This is a genomic window from Streptomyces sp. NPDC033845 (assembly GCF_055576225.1).
The window spans coordinates 113,428-136,549 of the sequence record NZ_JBVIRI010000015.1; the positions used below are offsets into that span (position 1 = coordinate 113,428).

At 74.0% G+C, this 23,122-nt stretch carries 20 protein-coding genes and 4 pseudogenes; 14 read left to right on the plus strand and 10 right to left on the minus strand.

The window, feature by feature from the left end:
* Window positions 1–94: 94 nt before the first annotated feature.
* The 4 genes from ACZ50K_RS28130 (at window position 95) to ACZ50K_RS28145 (ending at window position 3,317) form a co-directional block, all read left to right on the plus strand.
* The gene (locus ACZ50K_RS28130; protein WP_468908020.1) at window positions 95–1,768 is read left to right on the plus strand and encodes a sensor histidine kinase; all 1,674 of its coding nucleotides are present in this window, start codon (window positions 95–97) and stop codon (window positions 1,766–1,768) included.
* The gene (locus tag ACZ50K_RS28135) at window positions 1,765–2,223 is read left to right on the plus strand and encodes a response regulator (protein WP_468908022.1); all 459 of its coding nucleotides are present in this window, start codon (window positions 1,765–1,767) and stop codon (window positions 2,221–2,223) included. Before ACZ50K_RS28130 ends, ACZ50K_RS28135 begins: the two co-directional genes overlap by 4 nt.
* Before the next feature lie 58 nt (window positions 2,224–2,281).
* Window positions 2,282–2,689, plus strand: coding sequence for an STAS domain-containing protein (locus ACZ50K_RS28140; protein WP_468908024.1), 408 nt, complete (start codon window positions 2,282–2,284; stop codon window positions 2,687–2,689).
* Window positions 2,690–2,813: 124 nt separating this feature from the next.
* Window positions 2,814–3,317: an ATP-binding protein gene (locus tag ACZ50K_RS28145; RefSeq protein WP_468908026.1), complete on the plus strand. Its 504-nt coding sequence runs from the start codon at window positions 2,814–2,816 to the stop codon at window positions 3,315–3,317.
* A gap of 24 nt (window positions 3,318–3,341) precedes the next feature.
* Here ACZ50K_RS28145 and ACZ50K_RS28150 read toward each other — a convergent pair whose 3' ends face one another.
* Entirely contained in the window at window positions 3,342–3,620 is a 279-nt protein-coding gene (locus ACZ50K_RS28150) for a DUF3253 domain-containing protein (RefSeq protein ID WP_468908027.1), read from the minus strand.
* 72 nt (window positions 3,621–3,692) lie between these two features.
* Here ACZ50K_RS28150 and ACZ50K_RS28155 point away from each other — a divergent pair, with 72 nt between their 5' ends.
* Both ACZ50K_RS28155 and ACZ50K_RS28160 read left to right on the plus strand, forming a co-directional pair.
* Window positions 3,693–3,872, plus strand: coding sequence for a hypothetical protein (locus ACZ50K_RS28155; protein WP_468908029.1), 180 nt, complete (start codon window positions 3,693–3,695; stop codon window positions 3,870–3,872).
* 103 nt (window positions 3,873–3,975) lie between these two features.
* On the plus strand, window positions 3,976–4,251 hold the full coding sequence (locus ACZ50K_RS28160) for a GlsB/YeaQ/YmgE family stress response membrane protein (RefSeq protein WP_468908031.1): 276 nt from the start codon (window positions 3,976–3,978) through the stop codon (window positions 4,249–4,251).
* A gap of 87 nt (window positions 4,252–4,338) precedes the next feature.
* Here the strand turns inward: ACZ50K_RS28160 and ACZ50K_RS28165 are convergent, their stop codons facing one another.
* Complete coding sequence (locus ACZ50K_RS28165) at window positions 4,339–4,542, minus strand: CsbD family protein (protein ID WP_468908105.1); 204 nt, start codon at window positions 4,540–4,542, stop codon at window positions 4,339–4,341.
* A gap of 217 nt (window positions 4,543–4,759) precedes the next feature.
* Here ACZ50K_RS28165 and ACZ50K_RS28170 point away from each other — a divergent pair, with 217 nt between their 5' ends.
* Window positions 4,760–5,032 (plus strand): DUF4404 family protein, encoded by a 273-nt coding sequence (locus ACZ50K_RS28170; RefSeq protein ID WP_468908033.1) that lies wholly within the window; start codon window positions 4,760–4,762, stop codon window positions 5,030–5,032.
* 53 nt (window positions 5,033–5,085) lie between these two features.
* On the opposite strand, the gene ACZ50K_RS28175 is transcribed toward ACZ50K_RS28170, so the two are convergent.
* On the minus strand, window positions 5,086–6,093 hold the full coding sequence (locus ACZ50K_RS28175; protein ID WP_468908034.1) for an oxygenase MpaB family protein: 1,008 nt from the start codon (window positions 6,091–6,093) through the stop codon (window positions 5,086–5,088).
* A gap of 122 nt (window positions 6,094–6,215) precedes the next feature.
* Between ACZ50K_RS28175 and ACZ50K_RS28180 the strand changes: the two genes are divergently transcribed.
* Entirely contained in the window at window positions 6,216–6,782 is a 567-nt protein-coding gene (locus ACZ50K_RS28180; RefSeq protein WP_468908035.1) for a hypothetical protein, read from the plus strand.
* A 50-nt stretch (window positions 6,783–6,832) separates the two neighbouring features.
* Here ACZ50K_RS28180 and ACZ50K_RS28185 read toward each other — a convergent pair.
* A pseudogene (locus ACZ50K_RS28185) lies at window positions 6,833–6,904 on the minus strand (DUF1772 domain-containing protein); the annotation flags it as partial.
* Window position 6,905: 1 nt separating this feature from the next.
* On the opposite strand from ACZ50K_RS28185, the pseudogene ACZ50K_RS28190 reads away from it, so the two are divergent.
* A pseudogene (locus tag ACZ50K_RS28190) lies at window positions 6,906–7,400 on the plus strand (TetR/AcrR family transcriptional regulator); the annotation flags it as partial.
* A gap of 586 nt (window positions 7,401–7,986) precedes the next feature.
* Here ACZ50K_RS28190 and ACZ50K_RS28195 read toward each other — a convergent pair.
* Both ACZ50K_RS28195 and ACZ50K_RS28200 read right to left on the minus strand, forming a co-directional pair.
* Window positions 7,987–9,056 (minus strand): annotated as a pseudogene (locus tag ACZ50K_RS28195) (amino acid permease); the annotation flags it as partial.
* 277 nt (window positions 9,057–9,333) lie between these two features.
* Window positions 9,334–12,030: a helix-turn-helix transcriptional regulator gene (locus tag ACZ50K_RS28200; protein ID WP_468908037.1), complete on the minus strand. Its 2,697-nt coding sequence runs from the start codon at window positions 12,028–12,030 to the stop codon at window positions 9,334–9,336.
* 414 nt (window positions 12,031–12,444) lie between these two features.
* Here ACZ50K_RS28200 and ACZ50K_RS28205 point away from each other — a divergent pair, with 414 nt between their 5' ends.
* Window positions 12,445–13,029, plus strand: coding sequence for a 3'-5' exonuclease (locus ACZ50K_RS28205; protein ID WP_468908039.1), 585 nt, complete (start codon window positions 12,445–12,447; stop codon window positions 13,027–13,029).
* Window positions 13,030–13,082: 53 nt separating this feature from the next.
* Here the strand turns inward: ACZ50K_RS28205 and ACZ50K_RS28210 are convergent, their stop codons facing one another.
* Window positions 13,083–14,039, minus strand: a complete 957-nt coding sequence (locus ACZ50K_RS28210; protein ID WP_468908041.1) for an alpha/beta hydrolase — start codon at window positions 14,037–14,039, stop codon at window positions 13,083–13,085.
* A gap of 249 nt (window positions 14,040–14,288) precedes the next feature.
* On the opposite strand from ACZ50K_RS28210, the gene ACZ50K_RS28215 reads away from it, so the two are divergent.
* From ACZ50K_RS28215 to ACZ50K_RS28225, 3 genes are all read left to right on the plus strand, one after another.
* Window positions 14,289–14,672 carry a DUF6086 family protein gene (locus ACZ50K_RS28215; protein WP_468908042.1) on the plus strand — a complete coding sequence of 128 codons (384 nt, stop codon included), beginning with the start codon at window positions 14,289–14,291 and terminating at the stop codon, window positions 14,670–14,672.
* Between the two features lie 403 nt (window positions 14,673–15,075).
* Window positions 15,076–15,804, plus strand: a complete 729-nt coding sequence (locus ACZ50K_RS28220; RefSeq protein ID WP_468908043.1) for a M24 family metallopeptidase — start codon at window positions 15,076–15,078, stop codon at window positions 15,802–15,804.
* A gap of 64 nt (window positions 15,805–15,868) precedes the next feature.
* A complete protein-coding gene (locus ACZ50K_RS28225; RefSeq protein ID WP_468908045.1) occupies window positions 15,869–16,402 on the plus strand; it encodes a molybdopterin-dependent oxidoreductase in 534 nt (177 codons plus the stop codon).
* A 93-nt stretch (window positions 16,403–16,495) separates the two neighbouring features.
* On the opposite strand, the gene ACZ50K_RS28230 is transcribed toward ACZ50K_RS28225, so the two are convergent.
* Complete coding sequence (locus tag ACZ50K_RS28230) at window positions 16,496–16,915, minus strand: TOBE domain-containing protein (protein WP_468908047.1); 420 nt, start codon at window positions 16,913–16,915, stop codon at window positions 16,496–16,498.
* Window positions 16,916–17,627: 712 nt separating this feature from the next.
* On the opposite strand from ACZ50K_RS28230, the pseudogene ACZ50K_RS28235 reads away from it, so the two are divergent.
* Window positions 17,628–17,750, plus strand: a pseudogene (locus tag ACZ50K_RS28235) (TOBE domain-containing protein); the annotation flags it as partial.
* A 13-nt stretch (window positions 17,751–17,763) separates the two neighbouring features.
* Here ACZ50K_RS28235 and ACZ50K_RS28240 read toward each other — a convergent pair.
* The gene (locus ACZ50K_RS28240; protein WP_468908048.1) at window positions 17,764–22,518 is read right to left on the minus strand and encodes a caspase, EACC1-associated type; all 4,755 of its coding nucleotides are present in this window, start codon (window positions 22,516–22,518) and stop codon (window positions 17,764–17,766) included.
* A complete protein-coding gene (locus ACZ50K_RS28245; RefSeq protein ID WP_468908050.1) occupies window positions 22,515–23,051 on the minus strand; it encodes an effector-associated constant component EACC1 in 537 nt (178 codons plus the stop codon). Before ACZ50K_RS28245 ends, ACZ50K_RS28240 begins: the two co-directional genes overlap by 4 nt.
* Window positions 23,052–23,122: the final 71 nt, after the last annotated feature.

Below are 23,122 nucleotides of genomic sequence, written 5' to 3' on the forward strand. Positions count from 1 at the left end.
GCCCGAGAGCCCCGCGGAACAGCCGCCCGTAGCGGAGCCCCCCGCGCCGGAGCCCGCAGCCGCCCCGAGGGCCGGTACGGCGAAGCGGCGCGGGATGAGCCTGCAAGGCTGGCTCACGACCGTGCTGGCCCTGCTCGCCGTCATGATCATCGGCACCGGTGCGCTCGGCGCCTCCCTCCTCTCGCACACCACCGAGGCCGGCAACCGGCTGGTCGACGGGATCCTCCCCGCCCGGCAGGACGCCCTGCGCCTGGAGACCGCGCTGCTGGACCAGGAGACCGGGATCCGCGGCTATCTGCTGGCCGGGGACGCGGACCTGCTCGAACCGTACGAACGCGGCAAGGAGAGCGAGGCGCGGGCCGAGCGGCGGCTCGCGGGAGCGCGCGACTCGGACCGCGACGTCCGCGCCGACCTCACCGGCGTGTCCGAGGCCGCCCGGCTGTGGCGCGAGGACTTCGCCGAGCCCGCCATCGCCGCCGTGCGTGCCGGCCGGCCGGCGCCCAGCGTCCAGGCGGGCAAGGCCCGGTTCGACGAGGTCCGCCGACGGCTCGAAGCCCAGCAGACCAGGCTGGACGCGATCCAGTCCGAGGCCCGCAGCACCTTCGGCCAGGCCCGGGTGCAGCGGGACCGGATCCTGCTGGGCGTCGTGGTGGCCTTCCTGCTGACCGCCGCCGCCCTCGCGGTCCTGCTCCGGGTGGCCGTGCTGCGGCCGCTGGCCCTGGTGCGCAGGGCTTCCCAGCGGGTGGCGGACGGCAAGTTCGACGAGGAGATCCCGCAGCGCGGCCCCTCGGACCTGCGGGCGCTGGCGGCATCGGTGGAGGCCATGCGGCACCGGACCGTGGCCGACCTGGAAGCCTCCCGGCACTATGCCGGCCGGCTGAACCGCGCAGCAGCCGAGATGGAGGCCACGGCTACCGAACTCCGGCGCTCGAACGCGGAGTTGGAGCAGTTCGCCTATGTGGCCTCGCACGACCTCCAGGAACCGCTGCGCAAGGTGGCCTCCTTCTGCCAGCTGCTGGAGAAGCGCTACGGCGACCAGCTCGACGAGCGCGGCGCCCAGTACATCGGGTTCGCCGTGGACGGGGCCAAGCGGATGCAGGTCCTGATCAACGACCTGCTGACCTTCTCCCGGGTGGGCCGGGTGCAGGACGCCCGGGAGAACGTCGACCTGGACGGCACCCTCGACCGGGCGCTGCGCAACCTGGCGGCCGCGGTGGAGGAGAGCGGGGCGGAGATCAGCCGGCCGGAGCGCCTCGCGGGCACGGTGGGCGATCCGACCCTGTTGACGATGCTCTGGCAGAACCTGGTGGGCAACGCCGTCAAGTTCCGCTCCCCCGAACGCCCTCCGCGGATCGCCGTCGAGCAGCTGGACGGTGCGGGCGAAGCGGAGCCGGGGTTCCACGCCTTCGCCGTCACCGACAACGGGATCGGGGTGGCACCGGAGTTCGCGGAGAAGGTGTTCGTGATCTTCCAGCGGCTGCACGGGCGCGACACCTACGGCGGGACCGGGATCGGCCTCTCCCTCTGCAAGAAGATCGTGGAGCACGGTGGGGGCCGCATCCGGATCGACACCGGGCACACCGGCGGCACCCGGATCGTGTTCACGCTGCCGGCGGCCGAGCCGGATCCGGCCGCCGAGCCCGATCCGGCCCGCGCCGAGGACAGCCCCCGCGCGCTCGGTACCGTACGTACGGCAGGCGCCCCCGGCGCGCCTGCCGACACCGCCGCCGACGCCGGCGCCGTAGCCGAAGAAGGAACGAACCGATGAGCATCCCCACCGACCGGCCCCAGGCCACCCCCGCGGAAGTCCTGCTCGTCGAGGACGACGCGGGCGACGAGCTGATGACCCGCGAGGCCTTCGAGGACAACAAGATCGGCAACGTGCTGCACGTGGTGCGGGACGGCCTGGAGGCCCTCGACTTCCTCTACCGCCGGGGCGACCACGTGGACGCGCCGCGGCCCGACCTGATCCTCCTCGACCTCAACCTGCCCAAGTACGACGGCCGGCAGGTCCTGGAGCAGATCAAGACGGACCCGGATCTGAACCACATCCCGGTGGTCGTGCTCACCACCTCGGCCGCCGAGGAGGACATCCTGCGCAGCTACAAGCTGCACGCCAACGCGTACGTGACCAAGCCCGTCGACCTCGACCAGTTCATCCGGGCGATCCAGCAGATCGACGACTTCTTCGTCACCGTGGTGAAGCTGCCCAAGACCCTCTGAGGGCCGGGCGGCAGCCATCGACAACCAGGGCCGGGAGCAACGAGGAAACGTGGTGCGGATGGACAGGGAGACGGGCTCGGAGCAGGGGTACGACGCCGAGCCGCGCAACGGTGTGGAGAGCCGGCCGGAGGGCGGGGCGCGGGTCGTCGTGCTGACCGGCGAGTTCGACATGGACTCGGTGGCGGAGCTGCGGACGGCACTCGCCCCGGGCGACGCGGCGGACGGCGCAGCGGACGCCGCGGCGCCGGACCGGTTCGTCCTGGAGGTTTCGGGCGTGACCTTCGTGGACTCGACGGCCCTCGGAATCCTGCTGCAGGCGGCCCTGGACCGGCCCGTGGTCCTGGCCGGAACCATACCGCGCCGGGTGCGGCGACTGCTGGAACTCACCGGCGCGGACCGGGCGTTCCACCTGGCCCCGGACGTGGCCGGGGCCACCGTGATGCCCCTCCCGCCCAGGTCCGACTGAGCCGAGACCGAAGCCGAAACCCTTGCGCGGACCGGGCCGGGGTCTTTGCCTCTGCGATTGCCCGCGCGTTCGCCGGGCAGACGACAACGGTCCGTCCGCCACGACACCCACAAGGAGGTCACCGGTGCCGTACGGGAAGAGCGGCGCGGCCGGTCCGCCCGCGCCGACCGTCGCACAGGCCCGCGACCGTGTGCGGTCGCTCATCGAGTCCGCCGGAATCCTGCCGTCCGGGACGGCCGCCGCGGAGGAGCTCGCGGAGGACATCCTGACCGACGCACTGCTGGTGACCTCGGAACTCGTCACCAACGCGATACGCCACGGCGGCGGGCTGGTCGGTTTCGGCGCCGAGGTCCGCCCCGAGGGACTGCTGCTGTGGGCCACCGACGCCAGCAGCGCCGGCCCGGAGACGCTCTCCCGGATCGACGGCGCGGTCCGGGTCGGCGGCTTCGGCTGGCCGCTGATCCGCCGGGTGGCCCGCGACATCGCCATCACCCCGACCCCGCAGGGCGGCAAGCGCATCGACGTCCTGGTCCCCCTCGACGGCGCTCCCGGGTCCACGGCCGCGAGGCCGGCGGAGGCGGGCGGGGAGACGGAGCGGATGGCCAGATCGATGGCGGAAGCCACCTGAGTGCCTCCCGGCCCCCGGCCGGGTTCAGTGGGGGCGCCCGGTGCGGCTCCGGATGCGGATCGGGCCCCGGGCGCGGTCCGGGTCCACGGTCCTGCCGCCCTGGGTGATCTCCACCTCGCCGGCCGCGGCCAGCCTGCGGGCCGCCTGCCGGACCGGTTCCATGAGGGCGCGCCAGCCGTCGCCCTCGCCGCCGTACGCACTGCGTGCCGCGTCCGAGGGACAGATGGAGGCGGTGGGGCCGCGTCGCGCCAGCAGCTCCAGGATGGCCCGCTCCAGCGGGTCCTCGGCGGTGTGGTCCCTCACCCGTCCAGTCTGACACCGCCCGTACCGATGAGCGGAAGCACGGAAGCACAGAAGCACAGGAGGAGCAGCACGATGAGCGACTGGTACTACTGCCTTGAGCACAAGACCACCGAAGAGGGCGCCGGGTGCCCGGCGAAGGACCGCCTCGGCCCCTTCCCCACCCGGGCGGACGCCGCCGCGGCCCCCGAGACCGTGCAGCGGAACAACGAACGCTGGGACGAGGGCCAGGACGAGGACAACGACGCGGGCTGATCCTCGATTCGAGGCGTCGGCCGGGTTTGGAACGGCCCGAACAGCGCACACGCGGGGAGGACGGCGACTTTCGGACCGTCACATCGCGACAAGGAGAACGCCCATGGGCATCGTGGCCTGGATTCTGATCGGTCTTCTCGCCGGCCTGGTGGCCAAGGCACTGCTTCCCGGGAAGGACCCCGGCGGCTTCATCATCACCACGCTGATCGGCATCGCGGGCGGTCTGCTCGGCGGCTGGCTCGGCAAGGTGATCTTCGGTGTGGACTCCATCGACGGGTTCTTCGACCTGTCCACCTGGATCGCCGCGATAGCCGGCTCGGTGATCCTGCTCGTCCTGTACCGGGTGGTCACCGGCGGTCGCCGTTCGAGCCACGCCTGACCCCACCGGCCCTCTCTACCCCTTACGGCGCCCGGCCGCCCCGCCTTCCACAGGCGGGGCGGCCGGGCGCAGGCATGTCCAGCGGGTTCAGCCGGAGTGGCGCCGCCCCTTCAGGGAGTCCTTGACCCCGCGCGCACGGTCGGTGACCTCGCCCATGGCCTCCTCGGTCTTGCCCTTCGCCTGGTCGGTCCTGCCCTCGGCCTTCAGCCGGTCGTTGCCGGTGAGCTTGCCGGCCGCTTCCTTGGCCTTGCCCTTGGCCTGGTCCATCTTGCCCTTGGCCTTGTCCGTCATGGCGAGCTCCTTCAGATCAGGGGTCGTGCTGCCCATGCGTTCGGTGTCGTGCGTCTGACCCGTACGAACCGACCCAAACCCTTCCCCATGGAAAACATCCGCCCCCATCCACCCCCATCCACACCCGGCACCGACCGGCTCGGTGCCACGGGTAGGGCGGCGCGGACGGGGCAGACGTGGCGGTACGGACCGACCTGCGTGAGGAGTCATGGTGGCGATGTCGATGGACCCTATGCGGCCGAGGGAACTGTCCCGTGAACGGCTGCTGGCGCTGCGCGAGGAGATCCACTCACGGAGCCCGCTGCTGACCCCGGAGGAGCTGGCCCATCTGGAGGCGCTGCTCGACAAGACCGAGGCCGACCGGGAAGCGGCCGACTCACGGCTCCCCGAGGCGTTGAACCGGGCCGCGGAACGCTTCGAGGTCAACCACCCGTCACTGTCCGCCGCGCTCCGCAACATCGGTGTGAGCTTCGCCAACATCGGCATCTGAGCGGGCCCGGGGCGCGGCCGCGGGCCCCGGCGCACGGCCGTGTCGGTGGACGCTCAGTCCCGGGCGTCCACCGCTTCCGGCGGCTCCGGCGGGTTCGGTTCGGGCGGTGTGAGCGGTGTGGGAGGGGGCGGCAGCGCTCCCAGGGCCCAGCGGATGGCACCCGTCATGGCCAGCCCGGAGAGGCGTACGCACGGCTCCGGCAGCAGCGGGCCGACGCGCAGCCCCAGCATCTCGCGCGCGAATGGCGGCAGCAGGGCGACGGCATTGCCGGCCAGCACCCCGTAGGGGGCGCGGGCGATCAGCGGGAGCGGTGGTTCGCGCAGCAGGAAGCGGGCGGCGTCGCGGGCCTCCGGGGTGGCCCGGAGGCCGGGGCGGTAGGAGGCCAGCCGGTCCGCGAGTTCGGCCCGGTTCCGCGGCGGGTCGACGACCCCGAGGGCGCGGGCGACCATGGCGGTGTCCGCCAGGTACCCGTCGCACCCGGCAGGGTCCAGGGGATGCGCCCCGAACCGCTGGTGGGCGCGGAGGAAGCTGTCCACCTCGGCGACGTGGACCCAGCCGAGCAGTTGCGGGTCGGCGGCCCGGTAGGGCGTCCCGTCGGCGGTGGTGCCGCTCACCCGCTCGTGGACGGCCCGGACCCGCTCGACGGCGCGCTGGGCGTCCTCGGCGGTGCCGTAGGTGGTGACCGCGAGGAAGGTGCTGGTCCGGTGGAGCCGTCCCCACGGGTCGCCCCGGAACCCGGAGTGCGCCGCCACGGCGGCCATGGCGACCGGGTGCAGTGACTGGAGCAGCAGCGCGCTGAGGCCGCCGATGAACATGGCGGCATCGCCGTGCACCGTGCGGACGGGCCGTTCGGGCCCGAACCAGCGCGGTCCGGGCGTGCCGTGGATCCGGGCGCGGTTGGCCGCCCCGGAGGGTCCGGCCACGCGCGAGAACAACCCGGCCCCGATCCGCTCCCGGATCCCGGGCCCCGTACCGGTGGCCTTCCCCGTACCGGTGACCGTCCCAGGCCCGGTGCCCGTCCCCGTATCGGCGGATGTCCGCCGCTGCTCTGCCATGGTCATACCCCCCATGCTCCCGCGCGACCACCCTCCCCGGTCAAGGCCGCGTCCCCGGATCCGCGCGGTCCGTCACCGACCGCCCGGCCCCCCGCGGCGCTGTCGGCGGCCCCCGTTAACCTCACCGCATGGCACTCACTGTTGATCAGCTGACCGGATATGTGGTGCGGGACCTGGACGCCGATGTGGCGCGCTGGTTCCCCGAGGCCCCGCGAGCCGACGTCCCGGCCACCACCCGCCCGGTCGACCCCTTCCTGGCCCGGCTCCCAGGCCCCTCCGCCACCGCGCTGGCCGCCTTCGACCTCAAGGTCCGCGCCGGCACCCTGCCGGCCGTGCTCGACATAGCGGACTGGTCGTACGCCTTCGATTTCCAGGGCAACGACTGCCGGATCCTGGACTCCGACTACGAGACGGAGCTCTCGGACGACGATGTGTGGTCGCTCTGCGCGGACGGCGGTGGCAACTACTTCGTCGTCCTGGCCGACGGCCGGGTCGCGGTGTGGTTCCACGAGGAGGAGGTCATCGAGGCGGGCACGCAGTTCGAGAACCTCGACGTGTTCGTCTGGACCCTCGTCCGCTTCCACGCCATCCGGGCCGGGGTGCTCGACCTGGCCGAGGTCGAGGCGGACTTCCGGGCACTGGGCCAGCCCGGCGCACTGACTCCGGTGACGGGACTCCTGGCCAACATCCTCTGACCGCCGGGCCCGGGCCCGCACGGGCGCCAGTGCGGCTGGTACGGGCTCTGCACCGGCATCACGGCGCCGAGCATCCGGCCCCCGTGGGCCCGGCCGAGCTGACCGCCGTCGCCGGGGAGCGCGCAGGGCTGGGAGGCGGTCACCACCCGCCGGCTCGCCGAGCGCATCGAGTACAGCCAGCCCGTCCTCTGCAGCCACTTCGGCGGCAAGCGCGAGATCATCGGCGCCGTCGCCCTCCAGGGCGCCTCCGAGACGGCCACGGCCCTGCGGGCCGCGACCGCCACCGCGGACGGCCCGCACGCCCGGGTCACCGCCCTCGCCCGTGCCTACCTCGACTTCGCCGAGCAGAACCCGGCCGTCTACGACGCCATGCTCCGGCTCGACGGCGGACTCGCCTTCGCGGTCGAGGACACCCCGGAACCCCTGAAGGACGCCTTCGCCGCCCTGCTGGAGAGCCTCGCCGAGGTCACCGGCGAGGGCGTCCACCCCGGGGCTGTTCACCGAGGTGTCTGGGCCGCCCCGCACGGCCTGGCCGACCCCACCCGGGCCGGACGCCTCCCCCCACCGGAAGCCGACCAACGCCTCGCCCTCCTGGTCGACCGCCTGACCGCACCCTGACCCGTCACCCCGGCGCGGTGTCCTCGGCCAGCCCCTTCAGGGTCAGCAGCTGTTTGCGCATCATGATCAGGTCGCCCCAGGCCAGCAGGGCTCGTCGCAGCCGTCGTCCGGCCGTGCCCCCGGCTTGGGTGGCCACCCTGACGACCAGGCGCGTGCCCGTCCCCCGGGCGTGCACGCGGTAGCTGACGGCCATGGGGCCGTGCCGCCGGGCGAGGGCTTCGGGGAGGATGCCGGTGATGTGCTCGTCCGTGGTGAAGCCCGCGATCTCGAAGACCAGGAGCTGTTGTCCGACCCGGAGGTCCGGCAGGTCGGGGAGGAGCACCCGTGGGCTCCTGCGGCCGCGGAAGTCGATCCAGTCGTAGCTGTACGGGGCGACGGTCAGCTGGCGCAGCCACCTGTAGACGTGCGGGGGCGGGGCCGCGATGTCGACGGCCCGGGTCCAGCGCTCGGTCGGCTCGGCCACGAGACGGTCGCAGGGGTACGGCGCGATCCCCTCCTCGCGCGTGGCTCCCCAGACCCTTCCGCTCGCGTCCATGCGGCGACCATACCGCCCGCGGTGGGCCGCCCCCGCCGGGAGGCCCGCACGGGCTCCGACCCGCCGTCGGACCAGGAACCAGCCGCCGACGAGCGCTGCGGCCACGGCCGGCAGGGCGAGGACGGTCATCGTCCCCACCCCGTGGTCGGCGCCCATCAGGGCCAGCATCCCGAGCAGGAAGGGCAGGGTGAGCAGCTGGGTGTAGGGAGCCCCGGGCAGCCGGTAGCGGGGCGGGTGGCGAGCCCGCGCCGGGCCCGGTTCCAGAACAGCAGCGAACAGGACAGCGCCGCGGTGAGGACCACGAGGTTCATCACGGAGGCCGCCCCGGGGATGCCGAACCGGGTGAGGACGGTGACGAACGGGCTCTGGTCCGCCGAGTAGGCGGAGCTCGGCAGGAGGAGCGTCAGGAGGACGACGGAACCGACGTAGAGGAACACGATGCGCCACATGATCGTCCGGAGGGCCTTGGGGACGACCCGGCGGGCGTCCGGGGTCTCGCCGGCCGCGACCCCGCACAGTTCGAGGCCCGCGTAGGCGAAGACGACCCCTTGCATGACCAGCAGTACGGGCAGGAAACCGGCGGGGAAGACCCCGCCGTGGTCCGTGATCGTCGTGAGACCGGGCACATGGCCGCCGACGGGGTGGCGGGTCGCGATCAGGACGACGGCGAGGACCATGAAGGCGGTGAGGGCGCCCACCTTGACGACGGAGAACCAGAACTCCGTCTCGCCGAAGAAGCGCACCGAGATCAGGTTCGTGGCGAGGACGAGGGTCAGGGCGCCGAGCGCGAGCACCCACTGCGGGACGTGCGCGAAGGCTGGCCAGAAGCGCGCGTAGGTGGCGGCCGCGGTGATGTCGGCCATACCGGTGGTGGCCCAGCACAGGAAGTACGCCCAGCCGGCCGTGTAGGCGCCCTTCTCGCCCAGGAACTCGCGGGCGTAGCTGACGAAGGCTCCGGAGGAGGGGCGGTGGACGACCAGTTCTCCCAGGGCGCGGACGGCCAGGAAGGCGAAGACCCCGCACAGGGCGTAGGCGAGGGCGAGCGCGGGGCCGGCGGTGGCGAGGCGTCTGCCCGCGCCGAGGAACAGCCCGGTGCCGATGGCCCCGCCGATCGCGATCATGGTGATGTGGCGGGGTCTGAGCCGCTTGCTGTAGCCGTCGTCGCCGGGGTCCCCCGGACGGACACGGGCGCGGCGGGCAGGGCCGCCGGTGGCCCTGCCCGGTCCGGCGGGTTCGCGTCCGGCAGCGGGTTCGGGCTCGGCAGCGGGTTCGGGCCCTGGTTCGGATGCGGGCTCTGGAGGCTGGTCATCCCTCCAGCGAACGGCATCGCGGGTGCGCCCCGCTTGGTCCGATCGATCGAGGTGCGGGGCCATTCCCTCGGCCGGCCACCGGCCTCGTTCAGCAGGCGTCCGGGGCGTCCGCTCCCGCCGGATGGGCCGGGGTGCCCGTCGGGATCTCGGACCGGCCCCGGATGCCGAGCTTGGTGTACACGCGGTGGAGGTGGTTCTCCACCGTGCGGGGAGAGATGTGCAGCATGGCGGCGATGTCCTTGTTGGCCAGGCCGCGGGTCGCGAACGTGGCGATCTCGGCCTCGCGGGCGGTCAGCAGCCCGCCGGGCCGCAGATCGCGCAGCCCCGGCGTGAACGGCCGGTCGCAGCGTTCGAGGAAGTCCGCGGCCGTGCGTTCCGCCGCCCGGGCGGCCCGTGGCTGTCCCGAGCGCCGCAGGGTGTCGGCGGCGTCGGTGGCCGCTTCGGCGGCGAGCAGGCTCGCGCCGGAGGTGTGCAGTTCCGCCGCCAGGACCAGCAGTTCCTCGGGGGCGTGGGCCTGCCAGGCGCGGGCGAGGGCGGCGCGGCCCCGGTGGTACGGCTCGGGGACCTCGGCCGCGATCGCCTCCAGCCGTGGGGCGGCCCGGCCCGCTCCGCCCAGCCGTACGAGGTCGGTGAGCAGGGCGGACTCGCGCGCGGTGTGCCCGAGGCGGCGCTCTTCCTCGGCCGCGTCGCCCAGGAGTTCCTGGGCCCGGCCGAACTCTCCTCCGCAGGCGGCCGTCCAGGCCCTCCCCAGCCCCAGGTCGGGGCGGGTCCCGCCGGTCGGGGGCGGCGTACTTCCGGCCTCCGCCAAGGCCCGGGCCGCCCCGTCGAGGTCGCCCTGCTGGGCCGTCGTGGCGGCGAGGAGGGAGAGGGCGTCGGCGAGGAGGACGGTGTGCTGTCCGCGGGCGGTCCGGGCCACCTCGGCGAACAGCCGGTGCGCCAGGCCCAGCCGTCCGGCCGCGAGTGCGGCCCGGCCCAGGGCCATGGCGAGCCAGCGGCTGTCGTGCGCGTCGCGCCGGTGGCCCTGGGCGCGGGCCCGGCCGCCGTGGGCCAGCGCCTCGCGCGGCCGTCCCGCCAGGGTGAGGGCGTGCACCAGTGCGGTGTCGCGGGCGACGGCGAGGGTGAGCCGGGTGTAGGCGTCCGGGTGATCGGGAAGGGCGGCGGCGACGGCCTCGCGGGCGAGGTCGACGGACCGTTCCGTCCGACCGAGTTCGGCGAGGGACATCGCCTCCAGGACCGTGCTCCGCAGGACAACCGCCGGCTGCGGCCCGGCGCTCCCGGCCTCCTCCCGGGCCAGCCCGTCGCACAGCTCGGCGGCCCGGCGGTAGTCCCCCTCCCCGTACGCGGCCGTGGCCCGCAGCAGCCGGAGCTCGCGCCGGCCGGCCGGGGAGCCGATCAGCGGGAGGGCCTGCTCGATGACGGCCCGGCAGCGGTCGGCGGAGTCGCCCTGCCCGTAGACGAAGTTGTGCACCCGTGCGGCCAGGACCCCGAGCGCCTCGGTCTCGGTGCGGGCCAGTGCGGCGGACCGGCCGAGTGCCTCCTCGGCTCCCTCGTGGTCCCCGGCCCGGATCCGGGCCCGGCCCAGCAGGTGGAGGGACTCGTGGCCGCGCTGGGGTGGCGGGACGGATTCCAGCAGATGCCTGGCCCGGTCCAGGTCATGGGTGTCGGCGGTGTGCCGGACGGCGGAGGCGAGCAGGGCGGGCCGGCCGTCGCCGGTGGCCTGGAGGGTGTGCGCGGTCACCAGGCCGGGGTCGCCGCTCCGGCGGGCGCCCCGCCGCTCGATCCAGTCGGCGTGCCGCAGCAGCAGGTCGCGGTGGCGGAGCTGGGTGAGGTCGGCGCGGAGCTGGAGCGCGTGCAGCGGGTGTGCCAGCCGGACCGCGGTGCGGCGGCCGTCCCGGGTGACCGTGAGGAGGCCGTCGCGCTCCATGGCGTCGAGCCGGTCATGGTCGATCCGTTCGAGGAGGTAGGCCAGCGCCACCGGCCCGCAGGCCGCCATGACCTCCAGTTCGCGGGGGCAGCCGGAGGCGGCGAGCTCGGTGCGCAGCCGGGCGGTGAGGCCCGGGGTGAGGACGGTGTCGCCCGGGTCGAGGTCCCAGACCCGGCCGTCGCTGGTCAGCCGTGCCGCGGCGACCGCCGCCGGGACCAGTTCCCGCAGCAGCAGCGGGCTGCCCCCGGTCAGCAGGTGGAGGCGCCGTACGGTGCTCCCGGTGACCGGCTGCCCGAGGACCTTCCGCAGCAGCCGGTCCACGGTGGCCCGGTCCAGCGGGGCGAGGTCCGCCCGGCGGACGCAGTCGGGGGCCGCGGTCGCCGCCCGGACGGCGGCGGTGGGGGTGCCGTGCGGGTCGGTGCGCGCGGTGGCGAGGAGGAAGACCTGCCGGTCGTCCATGAGGCGGCGCAGGACCACGGCCGATGCCGGGTCCAGGTGGTGCAGATCGTCGACGAGCAGCACCCTCCGGGCGCCGCGTCCGGTACGGTCCGGACCCCGCCCGTACGACGCGTCCGGCGGCAGCGGATCGGCCGGGCCCGCGCCCGGGGGCAGCAGGTGGGCCAGGGCGCCGAGCGGGACCCGGGAACCGGCTTCGGTGGCCCGCGCGACGGACACGGCGTGGCCCGCGTCGCTCGCGGTCCGGCCGCACTCCATCGCGAGGCGGGACCGGCCGGCCCCGGCCGGACCGAACACCAGGAATCCCTCGCAGGCCGGATCGCGCAGCGCGGCCGCGAAGGACGCGAGCTCCGCGTCCCGCCCGGTCAGCGGCCACAGGCCGTCGATCCCGCCGGTTCGCCTCATCTGCTCTACCTGTGCCTGTGCCTGTGCCTACCTGGACCTCTTCCGGTGCCTGCTGAGGGCCTCGGGGAGGAGGGCGTACGGTCCAGGGAATCCCTCCGGGCGGGTCCCCGGAGTCATCCGATCGGGGGGTGGGCCGGCCGAGCCGCCGGATCCGGCCGGTGCCGCCTTTCCCCTGGACGGCACCGGCCATGCCGTGCGACGCACCCGCCGGGCAGGTCTGTGCGCCGCCTCTCCCCCCGCAGTCGGAGGCGGCGCGGCCGGACTGTCCGTGGCACGGCGAGAACCAGCTTCGGCCGCCGGCCTCTCGGGCACATGAGTGATCGCCACTCAGTTCTCGGGCCGACCGGCCGCCGCGGCGGCGGGGTGCGCCGAAATCCGGGTGCGCCGGCCGCGGCGGCTCCCTACGCTCCCGGCATGGACAACAACCGGGCCGCGGGCCTCGTCAACGTCGTGGACGTCGAAGCGACGTGCTGGACCGGTTCCCCGCCGCCCGGGTCGGTCAGCGAGATCATCGAGATCGGGCTGACGGTCATCGATCCGTACGCCGGTGAGCGCGTCGGCCGGCACCGGATCCTGGTGAAGCCCGCCAGGTCCGCCGTCAGCGAGTTCTGCACGGAACTGACCGGCCTCACCCAGCAGGAGGTCGACCAGGGGGTCACCTTCACCGAGGCGTGCCGGCTCCTGGCGGCCGAGCACCAGGCCGGCGTCCGGCCCTGGGCCAGCTGGGGCGACTACGACCGGCACCAGTTCACCCGGCAGTGCGAGGCCACCCGGGCGCCCTACCCGTTCGGCCGGCACCACACCAACGCCAAGGCGGTGTTCACCGAGGCCCACGGTCTGCGCAAGCGCCCCGGCATGGCACAGGCCCTGGAGATCGCGGGGCTGCCGCTCGAAGGCCGCCACCACCGGGGCGAGGACGACGCCTGGAACATCGGGGCCCTCGTCCTCCACCTGTCCGCGCGGGGCGCCTGGCCGGCTGCGGAAGATCAGCGCGCCTGAAGCACCCGGCGGACGGCGGACGCGCGGACGGTGGACGTACATACGGCGGGCGGTCACGCCAGGGCTTCCCGCAGGGTGTCGACGGCCAGGCCCACGGCGAGCCGGGCGGCCCGCGTGTCGCGCAGCGCGTCCAGCATCACGAAGTCGTGGATGGTGCCGAGCACACGGAGCGCCGTGACCGGGACCCCGGCTTCCCGCAGCCGGGCGGCGTACGCCTCGCCCTCGTCCCGCAGGACATCGGCCTCGGCGGTGACGACCAGGGCGGGCGGCAACCCGGTGAGCTGCTCGGTGGTGGCGCGCAGCGGCGAGGCGGTGATCCGGACGCGGTCGGCCGGGTCGGTCGTGTACTGGTCCCAGAACCAGCGCATGGCGTCGCGGCGCAGGAAGTAGCCCTCGGCGAACTCCTGGTAGGAGCCGGTGTCGAAGGAGGCGTCGGTGACGGGGTAGAAGAGCACCTGGGCGGTCAGACGTACGTCGCCGCGTTCCTTGGCCATCAGGGTCAGTGCGGCACTCATGTTGCCGCCGACCGAGTCCCCGGCGACGGCGATGCGGGCGGGGTCGAGGCCGTGTTCCGGGCCCTGGGTGGTGATCCACCGGGCGACCGTGTAGTTCTGCTCGATGGCCAGGGGGTAGCGGGCCTCGGGTGAGCGGTCGTACTCCGGGAACACCACGGCGGCGTGAGCGCCGACGGCCAGTTCGCGCACCAGCCGGTCATGGGTGTGGGCGTCACCGAAGACCCAGCCCGCGCCGTGGATGTAGAGCACCACGGGCAAGGTGCCTGTGACATCCCGCGGGCGTACGATCCGGGTGCGGACCTCCCCGGTCGGCCCGCCGGGCACGGTGATCCACTCCTCGTCCACGGGAGCCAGCGGGACGCCTTCCCCGCTCTGCACCTCGGACACGGCCTGGCGGCCTTCGGCGACGGGGATCTCGTAGAGGTAGGGCGGGTTGGCGGTGGCGTCGGCGAAAGCCTGGGCGGCGGGCTCCAGCAACGGGCGGCGGTGGTCCACGGGGCTCCTCGGTCGAATCCGGCAGGGGTACCCGGTCAGGGGTGCGGTCACAGATACGCCCACGGGCACGGGCACGGGTACGGGTACGGGCCAAGGTGGTGCCGACGACCGCCGACGGCCGGGAGGCCGCCCCCGACACGCTGGCGCGGGGTCCGCTCAGCCCACGACCCCGACGACCGGACCGGAAGGTGTCGACGTCCTGATGGGCTGGATACGCTGGCCTGTCATGACCACACGAAGGGTGTCCCGATGAGCCAGTACTTCGACCTCGGCGAGGACACCCTGTGGAACCCGTCCAACGGCGCCGCCCGGCTGTTCCTGCGTCAGGTGGCGGTCTTCGAGGCGGAGCTGGAGCTCCCCTCGGGCATCGGGCCGATGGAGAACGACGAGTGCCAGATCAGCCCGGACGTCCTCGCCACCTTCGCCGACGCCCTTCTGACCCGGCATCGGGAGTCGGGCCACGCCATCTGGCTGGCGCTCTCCGAGGGGTTCGCCGCCACCGTGCTGGTACTGGCGCAGCGCGCCGGGATCGCGGTGGACTGGGAGCGGCACGAGGCCGTTCCACGGGGTGCGGCCTGGGCTGCCGGCATGCGGGAGAGGGCCATGGAGCTGGGGCGCCGGATGCCCCGCTGACCGCCGCCCCCGACCTGTACAGCGCCCGGGCCGCCCCGCCTCGGCGGTCCAGGTACCCGCTGCGGATGACGTGCTCGCCCGCCGGGCGCCGCCCGGTGGCGTCGGCCGCCCGGTTTCGTAGGTCCGACCAGCGGGGCGGCCGCAGGCCGGGCCAGCGCTGGTAGATCGACCACTGCTTTCGGCCTCTCGGCCGTTGTTACCGTCGGTCCTGCACGAGGGGGTCGGTGGTCGCTCCCCCGGCACCCAGCCGGCGCCGCGGCCCACTCGAAGGTCCGGTGGCCGGCTCCGGTCAGGTATCCGGGTCCTGCGGGCGGTCCTTCCCACGCCCGCCGGACCCGGGCCTTCGGCGGGCCGCCCCCGCCGGACCGGGCCCCACCCCCATGGCAGGACGAGGAAGCACGTGATGGCGACGTTGGACCGGATGGACATACGACTGCGGACCCTGCGCCTGGTCGAGGGCCAGCGCATGGCGCAGCGCCTGTTCGCACAGATCATCTCCGGACAGCTGATCATGCCCGGTGACCGGGAGTGGGAAGCCGACGCCCGGATCCTGACGCTCGCCCGCGAGGTCTTCGGCCGACAGGCCGGGCAGGCGGGGCAGGCAGGGCAGGCAGGGCAGGCAGGGCGCAGGTTCGTACGATCCGGGCCGAACACGGTGGTCGGCGAGCCGGGACCGGACCGGGTGATCGGGACCGAGGACGTCGTCGTACTGGACTTCGGGGCGCTGGTGCGCCCGTGCGAGACGGAGTTCGCCCGGACCGTGGCCCTGGGGGCGGACGGGGAGCGGCGACGGCTCGTCCACGATCTGGCGGCCATCGCGGCGGCGGCGCAGGACATGTACCGGGCCGACGAGTTCCTCACCGGCCGGGACCTGCACGCGCAGATCCAGTCCTCGGCGCGCCGGTCGGGCTGGTCCCTGGGGTCCTGGAACGCCGGTCGGATGACCGGTGCTCCGGCGGCGGCCGGAGACGGGGCTGAGGCGGCGGAACGGTTCATCGCCCCGGGCAACGACCTCCCGCTCCGGCGGACCCTCCCGGACGGCTACCCGGCCCACTGGGTCCTCCGGATCCATCTCGTCGACGACGGTCACGGCCACGCCGGCGTCCACAGCGAGCTCCTCGACCTCTTCTGAGCCCGCACCGACGGCACCGACAACGGCACCGACACCGACACCGACACCGATTCCATCACCGCAGATGCCAGGGGCCGGGTCTGGTGACGCGCACGTGGGCGAGGGCATGCTGCCGGCGGGACAGCGGCCGGCGCGGGGCTGGCCGGTCTCCCATTACGGGCCGGTGCCCAGGTTCCGGCCCGAGAAGTGGTCGTTCCAGGTGTTCGGCGCGACCGCCGACGGCCGCTCCAGGGTCTGGTCATTCGGCGAGCCGGCCGGCTGGCCGTCCACGACGGTGGTCGCGGACCTGCACTGCGCGTCGGGGACCAGCACGCTGGGGCACGAGTTCTTCGGCGTACCGGCCGCCCATCTGCTGGAGCTGGCCCCGCCGCTGCCGGGGGTGACGCATCACGACGGCGAACCCCTCACCGTGGAGCACGGATTTCCGCTCCGGCTGGTCGCCCCCCACCTCTTCGGCTACAAGGGCCCCAAGTGGCTGCGCGGCATCGAGTACATGACCGAGGACCGGCGCGGGTTCTGGGAGGAGCGCGGCTACCACAACCTCGCGGACCCCTTCCTCGGCCAGCGCCACTCCTGCCAGGAGGACGATCCGCACTGATCGGCGGACACGGCCGACACGGCGGACACGGCGACCGACGGCCGGTATGCCGAGAGCCCCGCACCGGGAGGGGTGCGGGGCTCTCGGACGGGATCAGGCGGCGGCGAGGGAGATCTCGGTGGCCTTGATCAGGGCGACAACGGAGGTGCCGGCGACGAGGCCGAGGTCCTGGACGGCGTCGGCGGTGATCGCGGCGGTCAGGCCGCCCCCGTTGATGTCGACCTTGACCGAGGCCATGGCCGGGCCGGCGGCGACGTCGACGACGGTACCGGCGATCTGGTTGCGGATGGACACGCCGGCGACCGGGGCGGTGGCGAGGGAGACCTCGGTGGCCTTGACCAGCGCCGTGACCGCGGAGCCCTCGGCGATGCCGAGGTCCTTGACGGCGTCGGTGGTGATCGCCGCGGTGATGTCCTGACCACCCTCCAGGCGGACCTTCACCGAGGACATGGCCTCGCCGGCCGTGACGGAGGTGACGGTACCGGCGATCTGGTTACGGATGGACAGGCTCATAGAAAACCACGCCTCAACAAACTCGGGGGACAAATTCAGAACGCGGATCGGGTGTGACCTGCGTTACGAACGACCCTACATGAGGCAATTCACCGCCGTGGACGGCACTTCGTATTTACCAACCGAACAGCCGCATCCTCATGGCGTATTCGAGGAGGCCCCAGGTCCCCTGCTTTCCGCAACCCTTGCTGCCTCCACCTGGGACATTCGACCTTTGGACATCAGTCGACAGGAACACGCCCACCACCTCGAAGGACGGCAGATGCAGCCGCCCCGGGTACGCCGGAACAGTAAATACCGGGAACACCCCCGTGAATTCTCGAAATTGCCGGGGTTATTTCATGACCGCCCGAAGAATGAGAATCCGCCGTGGCCCGCCGCCTCCCTCACCGGTGTGTTCGAGCAGGCCGGCGCCGCCTGCGGGAAGAACCGCCTGGTCATCGCGACCACGCCCGGGAACCCGTACAGGATCGGCCCGGGCGGGTCCGGCCGGGCCACGAGGAGACGGCGCCTCGCTGGTGCGTCACCGCTTCGGTCGCTGTCCCTGCTGCTCCTCGCCATCGGGATGGTGGTCCTCATCGGGCTGCGCGGCCGCTGGACTTCGGGCCACTCCGTCCGCGAGGCCCGCTACAGCGCGCGCCCACCGAGGACCCCGTCGCCGACACCCCCGAACCTGCCGCGGCCACCCCCGTCGAGGCCGTGTCCCTGGCCGGCCATCGTCGCCCCCGAAGCCGTCTCCCTCCACCGGGAGCGGCCCACGGGCAGCCCGCGCAACGTATGGGAGGGCACCGTCCGGGAGATCACCGCCGCCGGCAGCCGGCTGCGCGTGCTGATCGTTCCCCCCGGTCTCAGCTGCCGGCGGGGAGTGCGGTCCGGCGGTTCGGGATGGTCGGGAAGAGGGCCTCGGGGGACGGGGAGGGGGCGGGGCCGAGGGTGGGGCAGACGCGGCGGAAGGGGATGCCCGGGGCCATCCGCTCCCATTCGGCGCGGGTGGGGTTGGCCGCGGCGAGGCGGCAGGCGCGGGCGACCGGGTCCCGCAGGGTGGCGCCGAGCTGACCGATGTTCCAGCGGATCGCCTGACCTGGATAGTTGTAGGTGGTCAGGGTGGCGCCGTCGGCGGAGATGCCGAGGGCGCGGGCCTCGTCGTCCAGGGTGAGGGTCGCGACCGGGTGCGGAGCGGTGGGGTCCCAGACGTCCCAGGCCAGGAGCCGGGTGCCGGGGCCGGCTGCGGTGAGTAGCCGGCCGTCCGCGCTGAACGCGTACGGCCCCAGTCCGCTGCCCTGCGCGAGGCGACCTCTGAACCGGGGCCGGCCCGGGTCGGAGACGTCGTAGAGGAAACCTCCCGTCGCGCCGAAGTCTGTCACCACCAGTTGGGTGCCGTCGGGGGAGAACGCCTGCGGCGTCGGATAGTTGCGGCTCCCGTCGGCGGAGGGCAGGGTGGCCAGTTGGGTGGGCTTACCCGGGTCGCCGATGTCGTACAGGTCGCCGTCAACGGCCAGGACAGGGGCACCTTGGGCGAGTAGGACGTTCGGAGCTGCCTTCCATTGCCGTGCCATCGAGCCGAGGCGCACCAGCCGGCCGGGCCGGGAGAGGTCCCACAGGCCGGCTCCCGCCTTGGAGCCGACCGCCAGGAGGCCGTCCCGGAGGGAGACCTTCAGGTCGTACGTGTCGCCCGCCGCGCCCACCCGGGCGCGGAACTCCTGCCGGGGGCGGGCGGGGTCCTTGACGTTCCACACGGTCAGGACGCCGGCCGGGCCTTCGGCTGCCAGCCGGCCTCCGTCGGTGGAGAACCACAGTGCGGTGTTCCGGAACTCTGCGCCCGCCTCCAGCCGGACGGTGCCCGCCGGGTGGCCGGCGGACAGGCCCGTCAGCGGGACCAGTGCGAGCCGGTCGTTGGCGGTGGCCGTGGCGAGGAGGTTTCCGTCGGCGGACAGGGCGTGCGGGACCACCGATTCCAGCCACAGGCGGCGTTTGGCCGGGGGGACGGTGAACGGCCGCGCGGCGACGGTGGGGAGCAGGCGGTCCGTCAGCGACCAGAACCGTACGTCCCCGTCCCGGTCGGCGGTGGCGAGGGTGCGGCCATCGGGTGCGAAGGCCAGGGCCGTGACGGTGGTGCCGTGGCCGGAGAGGACGGCGGTACGGACCGGGCTGCTCGCGGAGATGTCCCAGACGGTCGCCGAGTGGTCGATGCTGCCGAGGGCGAGGTGGCGGCCGTCCCGGCTGAGGGCGACGGCTACGACGGGTCCGCTGTGGCCGCTGACCACGGCGGTGGGGCGGCGGTCCGTGCCGGCGAGGCCTCGGCCGGCTGCCGTGGAGATGTCCCAGAGACGGACCTGGGCGTCGTCGGAGCCGATGGCGAGGGTGCTTCCGTCGGAGCTGACGGCCATGTCCCGGGCCGGGCCGCCGACGCCTTCCAGGGTGCCACGGCTGCGCGGGCGGTCGGGGTCGGTGGTGTCCCACAGTTCCACCGTGCCGTCCTGCCAGGCCAGCGCGAGAAGGTCGCCGCCCGGCCCGAAGGCGGCGGCCTGGACGCTGCTCTCCCGTTGCGGGAGGACCGCGCGGGCGCGGGCGGCCCCGCGTCCGGGGTCCACGGACCAGAGCCTCGGCTCGTAGGAGGAGGCGGTCATCAGCAGGCGGCCGTCGGGGCTGAACTCCGCCTGCTCCACGAACCCCTCCATCGGCAGCGCGGTCCTGCCGCGCGGCTGCGGGCGCCCCCGGTCGGCGGGGAGCGAGAACGCGCCGACGGACCTCTCGTCGTCCGCCCCGGTGAGCAGGAGGGTCCTGCCGTCGCCGATCCAGAGGGCGGGCTCCCCGAGGAAACCCGACTCCTTCGCGACGACCTCGGCTAGCCTGCGGGGCTCGCCGCCGCCTCCCGCGCCTCCACCGGTGCCCGCCTCTTGGGAGGTGTCCCACAGGCCGACGACCCCGTCGTACAGGCCCACGGCCAGGGTCCGGCCGTCGTCGCTGTACGCCATCGACTCGACCGGGGAGCCGGCGTCGAGGGAGCCCGCGTACTGCGTTCCGCCCAGGACGTCCATGAGGGTGGCGCGGGTCTGCGACGAGGGCTCCTCGCGGTGGGCGGCGACCGCGAGCAGCAGGGCCTGCCGCGGATCGGTTCCGATACCGGCACGGGCGGCCGCCTGGAGTTGGCGGTTCTGGGCCCGTTCGCCGTTGGCCCGGGCGTTCGAGCGCTGGTGCAGCGCGATCCCCGCGGCGATCAGGGCCAGGCAGAGGACCGCGCCGATCCCTGCGGCGAACTGCTTCAGCCGACGGGCCTGCCGACTCAGCCGCACACCCGCCTTCCTGAGGTTCTCCGCGTGCTCGTGCTCCCGCTTCAGCGCCTCCCGGAGCTCCCGCGTACGGCGCTTCTCCACCTCCAACTGGCGTCGTTCGCGCCGGCGTTCGGATGCGTCGAGTTCCTGGCTCGCCGCGATGAACGCCCGGTCGAGGGGCCGGACCAGGGGTGTGTGCCGCTGATCGCGCAGCCAGTCCTCGGCTTCCGAAAGGCGGGTGCCCCGGAAGCAGTACTCGCGGGTGCGCCCCTTGTCGTGCCAGGCGTCGGCGGCATCGGCCAGCCGCTGACGGGTCACCAGTCCGGCCCGGTCCTCGTCGATCCAGTGCCGGAGCCGGGGCCAGGCGCGCAGCAGCGCCTCGTGGGAGATCTGGGCCGTGGACTGGTCGACGGTGATCAGGCGGGCCCGGGCGAGCCGGTCGCAGACGCTGGTGATCGTGCGCCGCCGGGCCTCGGAGCGCCCTTCGAGCAGTTCGCCGAGGCTGATGCGGCGGCGTACGACCTCGTCCCCCGTACTGGTGCCGGCGCCGGTGCCGGTGAGGGTGACCATCGCGAGGAGGAGTTCCCGGACGGCTTCGCGGCCCGGCTCGTCCAAACCCTCGTGGATCTCCTCGGCCGTGCGGGCCACGGATTCCCAGATGCCGCCGGTGGCCGTGTATCCGGAGAGGGTGAGGGTCGCGCCGCTGCGGCGCGTCCAGGTCTCGCGCAGGGCGTGGGCGAGGAAGGGCATCGCCGAGCCGTGGTCGCGGCCGCCGCCCTCGCGGGTGTCGCGCAGCAGGAGGTCGACGAGACCGGTCTCCAGTCGCAGTCCGGCGTCGTGGGCCGGGTGCTCGATGGCGGCGCGCAGGGCGCCCTCGCCCATGGGCCAGACGGTCCACCGGCGTGCGAAGGCGGGACGGAGTTCGGGGTGCTGGAGACAGCTGACGTAGTGGTCGGCCCGCAGGCCGAGGACCACCTGGGGGCTGCCGCCCGGGGCGCCGTCGGGGGCTGCGGTCGCGCCGCCGCACAGGGCACGGATGAAACGGGCGCGCTCGTCGGCGTCCGTGCAGGCGGTGAAGACCTCCTCGAACTGGTCCACGACCAGGACCCGGCAGGCCCCGTCGGCGGGCAGCCGCCCGTCACGGAGCTGCCGTTCGACCTCCTCCCGCGGTGTGCCGGAGGCCCGGGACCACAGGTCGGCGAGGGCGCGCAGCGGATGCGGTCCGGGGGAGGCGAGGAGCAGCGCGGGCCAGGGTGTGGCCGGGTCCGACTCGTAGCGGCGTTCGAGGCCTGCGAGGAGACCGGCCCGGAGGAGGGAGGACTTGCCGACTCCGGAGGCGCCGTCGAGGACGATCGGGGCGGAGCACTCCGCCTCCGGCGGCCCTGCCTGCCGTACGCTCCCGGCGGTCCCGGCGGTCCCGGCGGTCCCGGCGGTCCGGGCGACTTCGGCGACCAGGCCGGCGACGAGTTCCTCCCGGCCGAAGAAGCGCCCGTGGTCCTCGGCCCGGAAGGGTTCCATGCCCGGGTAGGGGCAGGCCGTGCCGTCGGCGGGATGCGCGGGCTCGGCAGTGGATCCGGAGTCGGTGGGATAGGCCCGGTTGGCGGCGACGACGAGTTCGCCCGCCCGGTCCTCGCTCTGCCGGTGGGGGCGCACCGGCCCGTCCTGGAACCGGCGGTCCAGATGGGCGTACACGCCGTCCAGGGTGAGCCAGGCGGGTGCGGAGGGGTCGCCCTCGTGGAGGAGGTCGAGGAGCTTCCCGGTGAAGAGCGTGTGCCGCTCGCCCTCGGGGGCGAAGGAGACGGCGTAGTGGGAGGCGGAGGTCAGCAGGAAGCTGCCGTCCGGCCTGGCCGTGACGTACGGGTCGCGGGCGGATCCCCGCGAAGTGCCCTGTGCCATGCCGGAGAAGCAGCAGTCGAGCAGCACGACGACGCGGGCGGCACTGTTCCCCAGGGTGTCCCTGACCACCTGGTACGGGATGGACCGCGCGATGCCCTGCGCGGAGCTGGTGGCGGTGGCGAGGTAGAGCTGGTCCTGCGGGCCCAGCAGCCCGTGGCCGATGAACGCGAAGAGGACCAGGCCGCGGGTGTCGGCGACGGCCTGCTCGACGGCCTCGACGACGGTGGCGCCGTCGGCGGGGTCGAGGAGCAGCTCGATCTGCGAGGGGTCCATGCCGCAGATCTCGTGGAGGGCACGGGCGAGGTCCCGGGCGGATGTTTCGACACCGGGCAGATCGGGGAGCTGCGACCCGCCGCCGTGCACACCGGTGCCGACGATCACCGCCCGGACACCGGGGCCCGCGAGATCGCTGGTGCGTCGCGGCGGCGCGCTCACGACCGGCGGCCGTCGCCCCCGGCTCCGGGGTCGGGTTCCGCGTCGGGGTCGGCGCCGGGTTCCGGGTCGGGCTCGGGGTCGGGTTCTTCCCGTACGCCCCCGGGGGCCCGGTCGGGGGTACGGTCCGAGGCTCCGGGTTCCGGCGCGGCCGGGTCCCGGGGCGGCATCGGGATGCCGAGCTGCCCGGCGATCTCCTGGGCGAGCGCGCCGGCCTGCTGGGCGTCGAGGCCCTTGACCCGGTCGGAGGTCACCGTCACCTCGGTGCCGTCGGGTCGGGTGATGGTGACCGTCTGGCTGCCGCTGCGGTTCTGCACCCAGGTGACCACCGCGGCCACCAGGACGGTCACGATGCCGCCCGGCTCCAGCAGCACCGTGATGAACTCGGTGGCCGCCCCCATGGTTCCGGGCGCCGGCGGGGCACCGGCCGCGCGCTGGACGCGTCCGCGCAGCTCGCGCTGCTTTCCGAGCCAGGCCCTGAGGTCGTCCGTACCGACCCGACCGCCGTCGTCCCCCGCCGTGATGGCGATCTGCATGGTTCTCCCACCTGAGCAGTACCTGGACCAGCCAACTGCCCGTCACTGTACTGAAGATCGTCTCCCGGCAG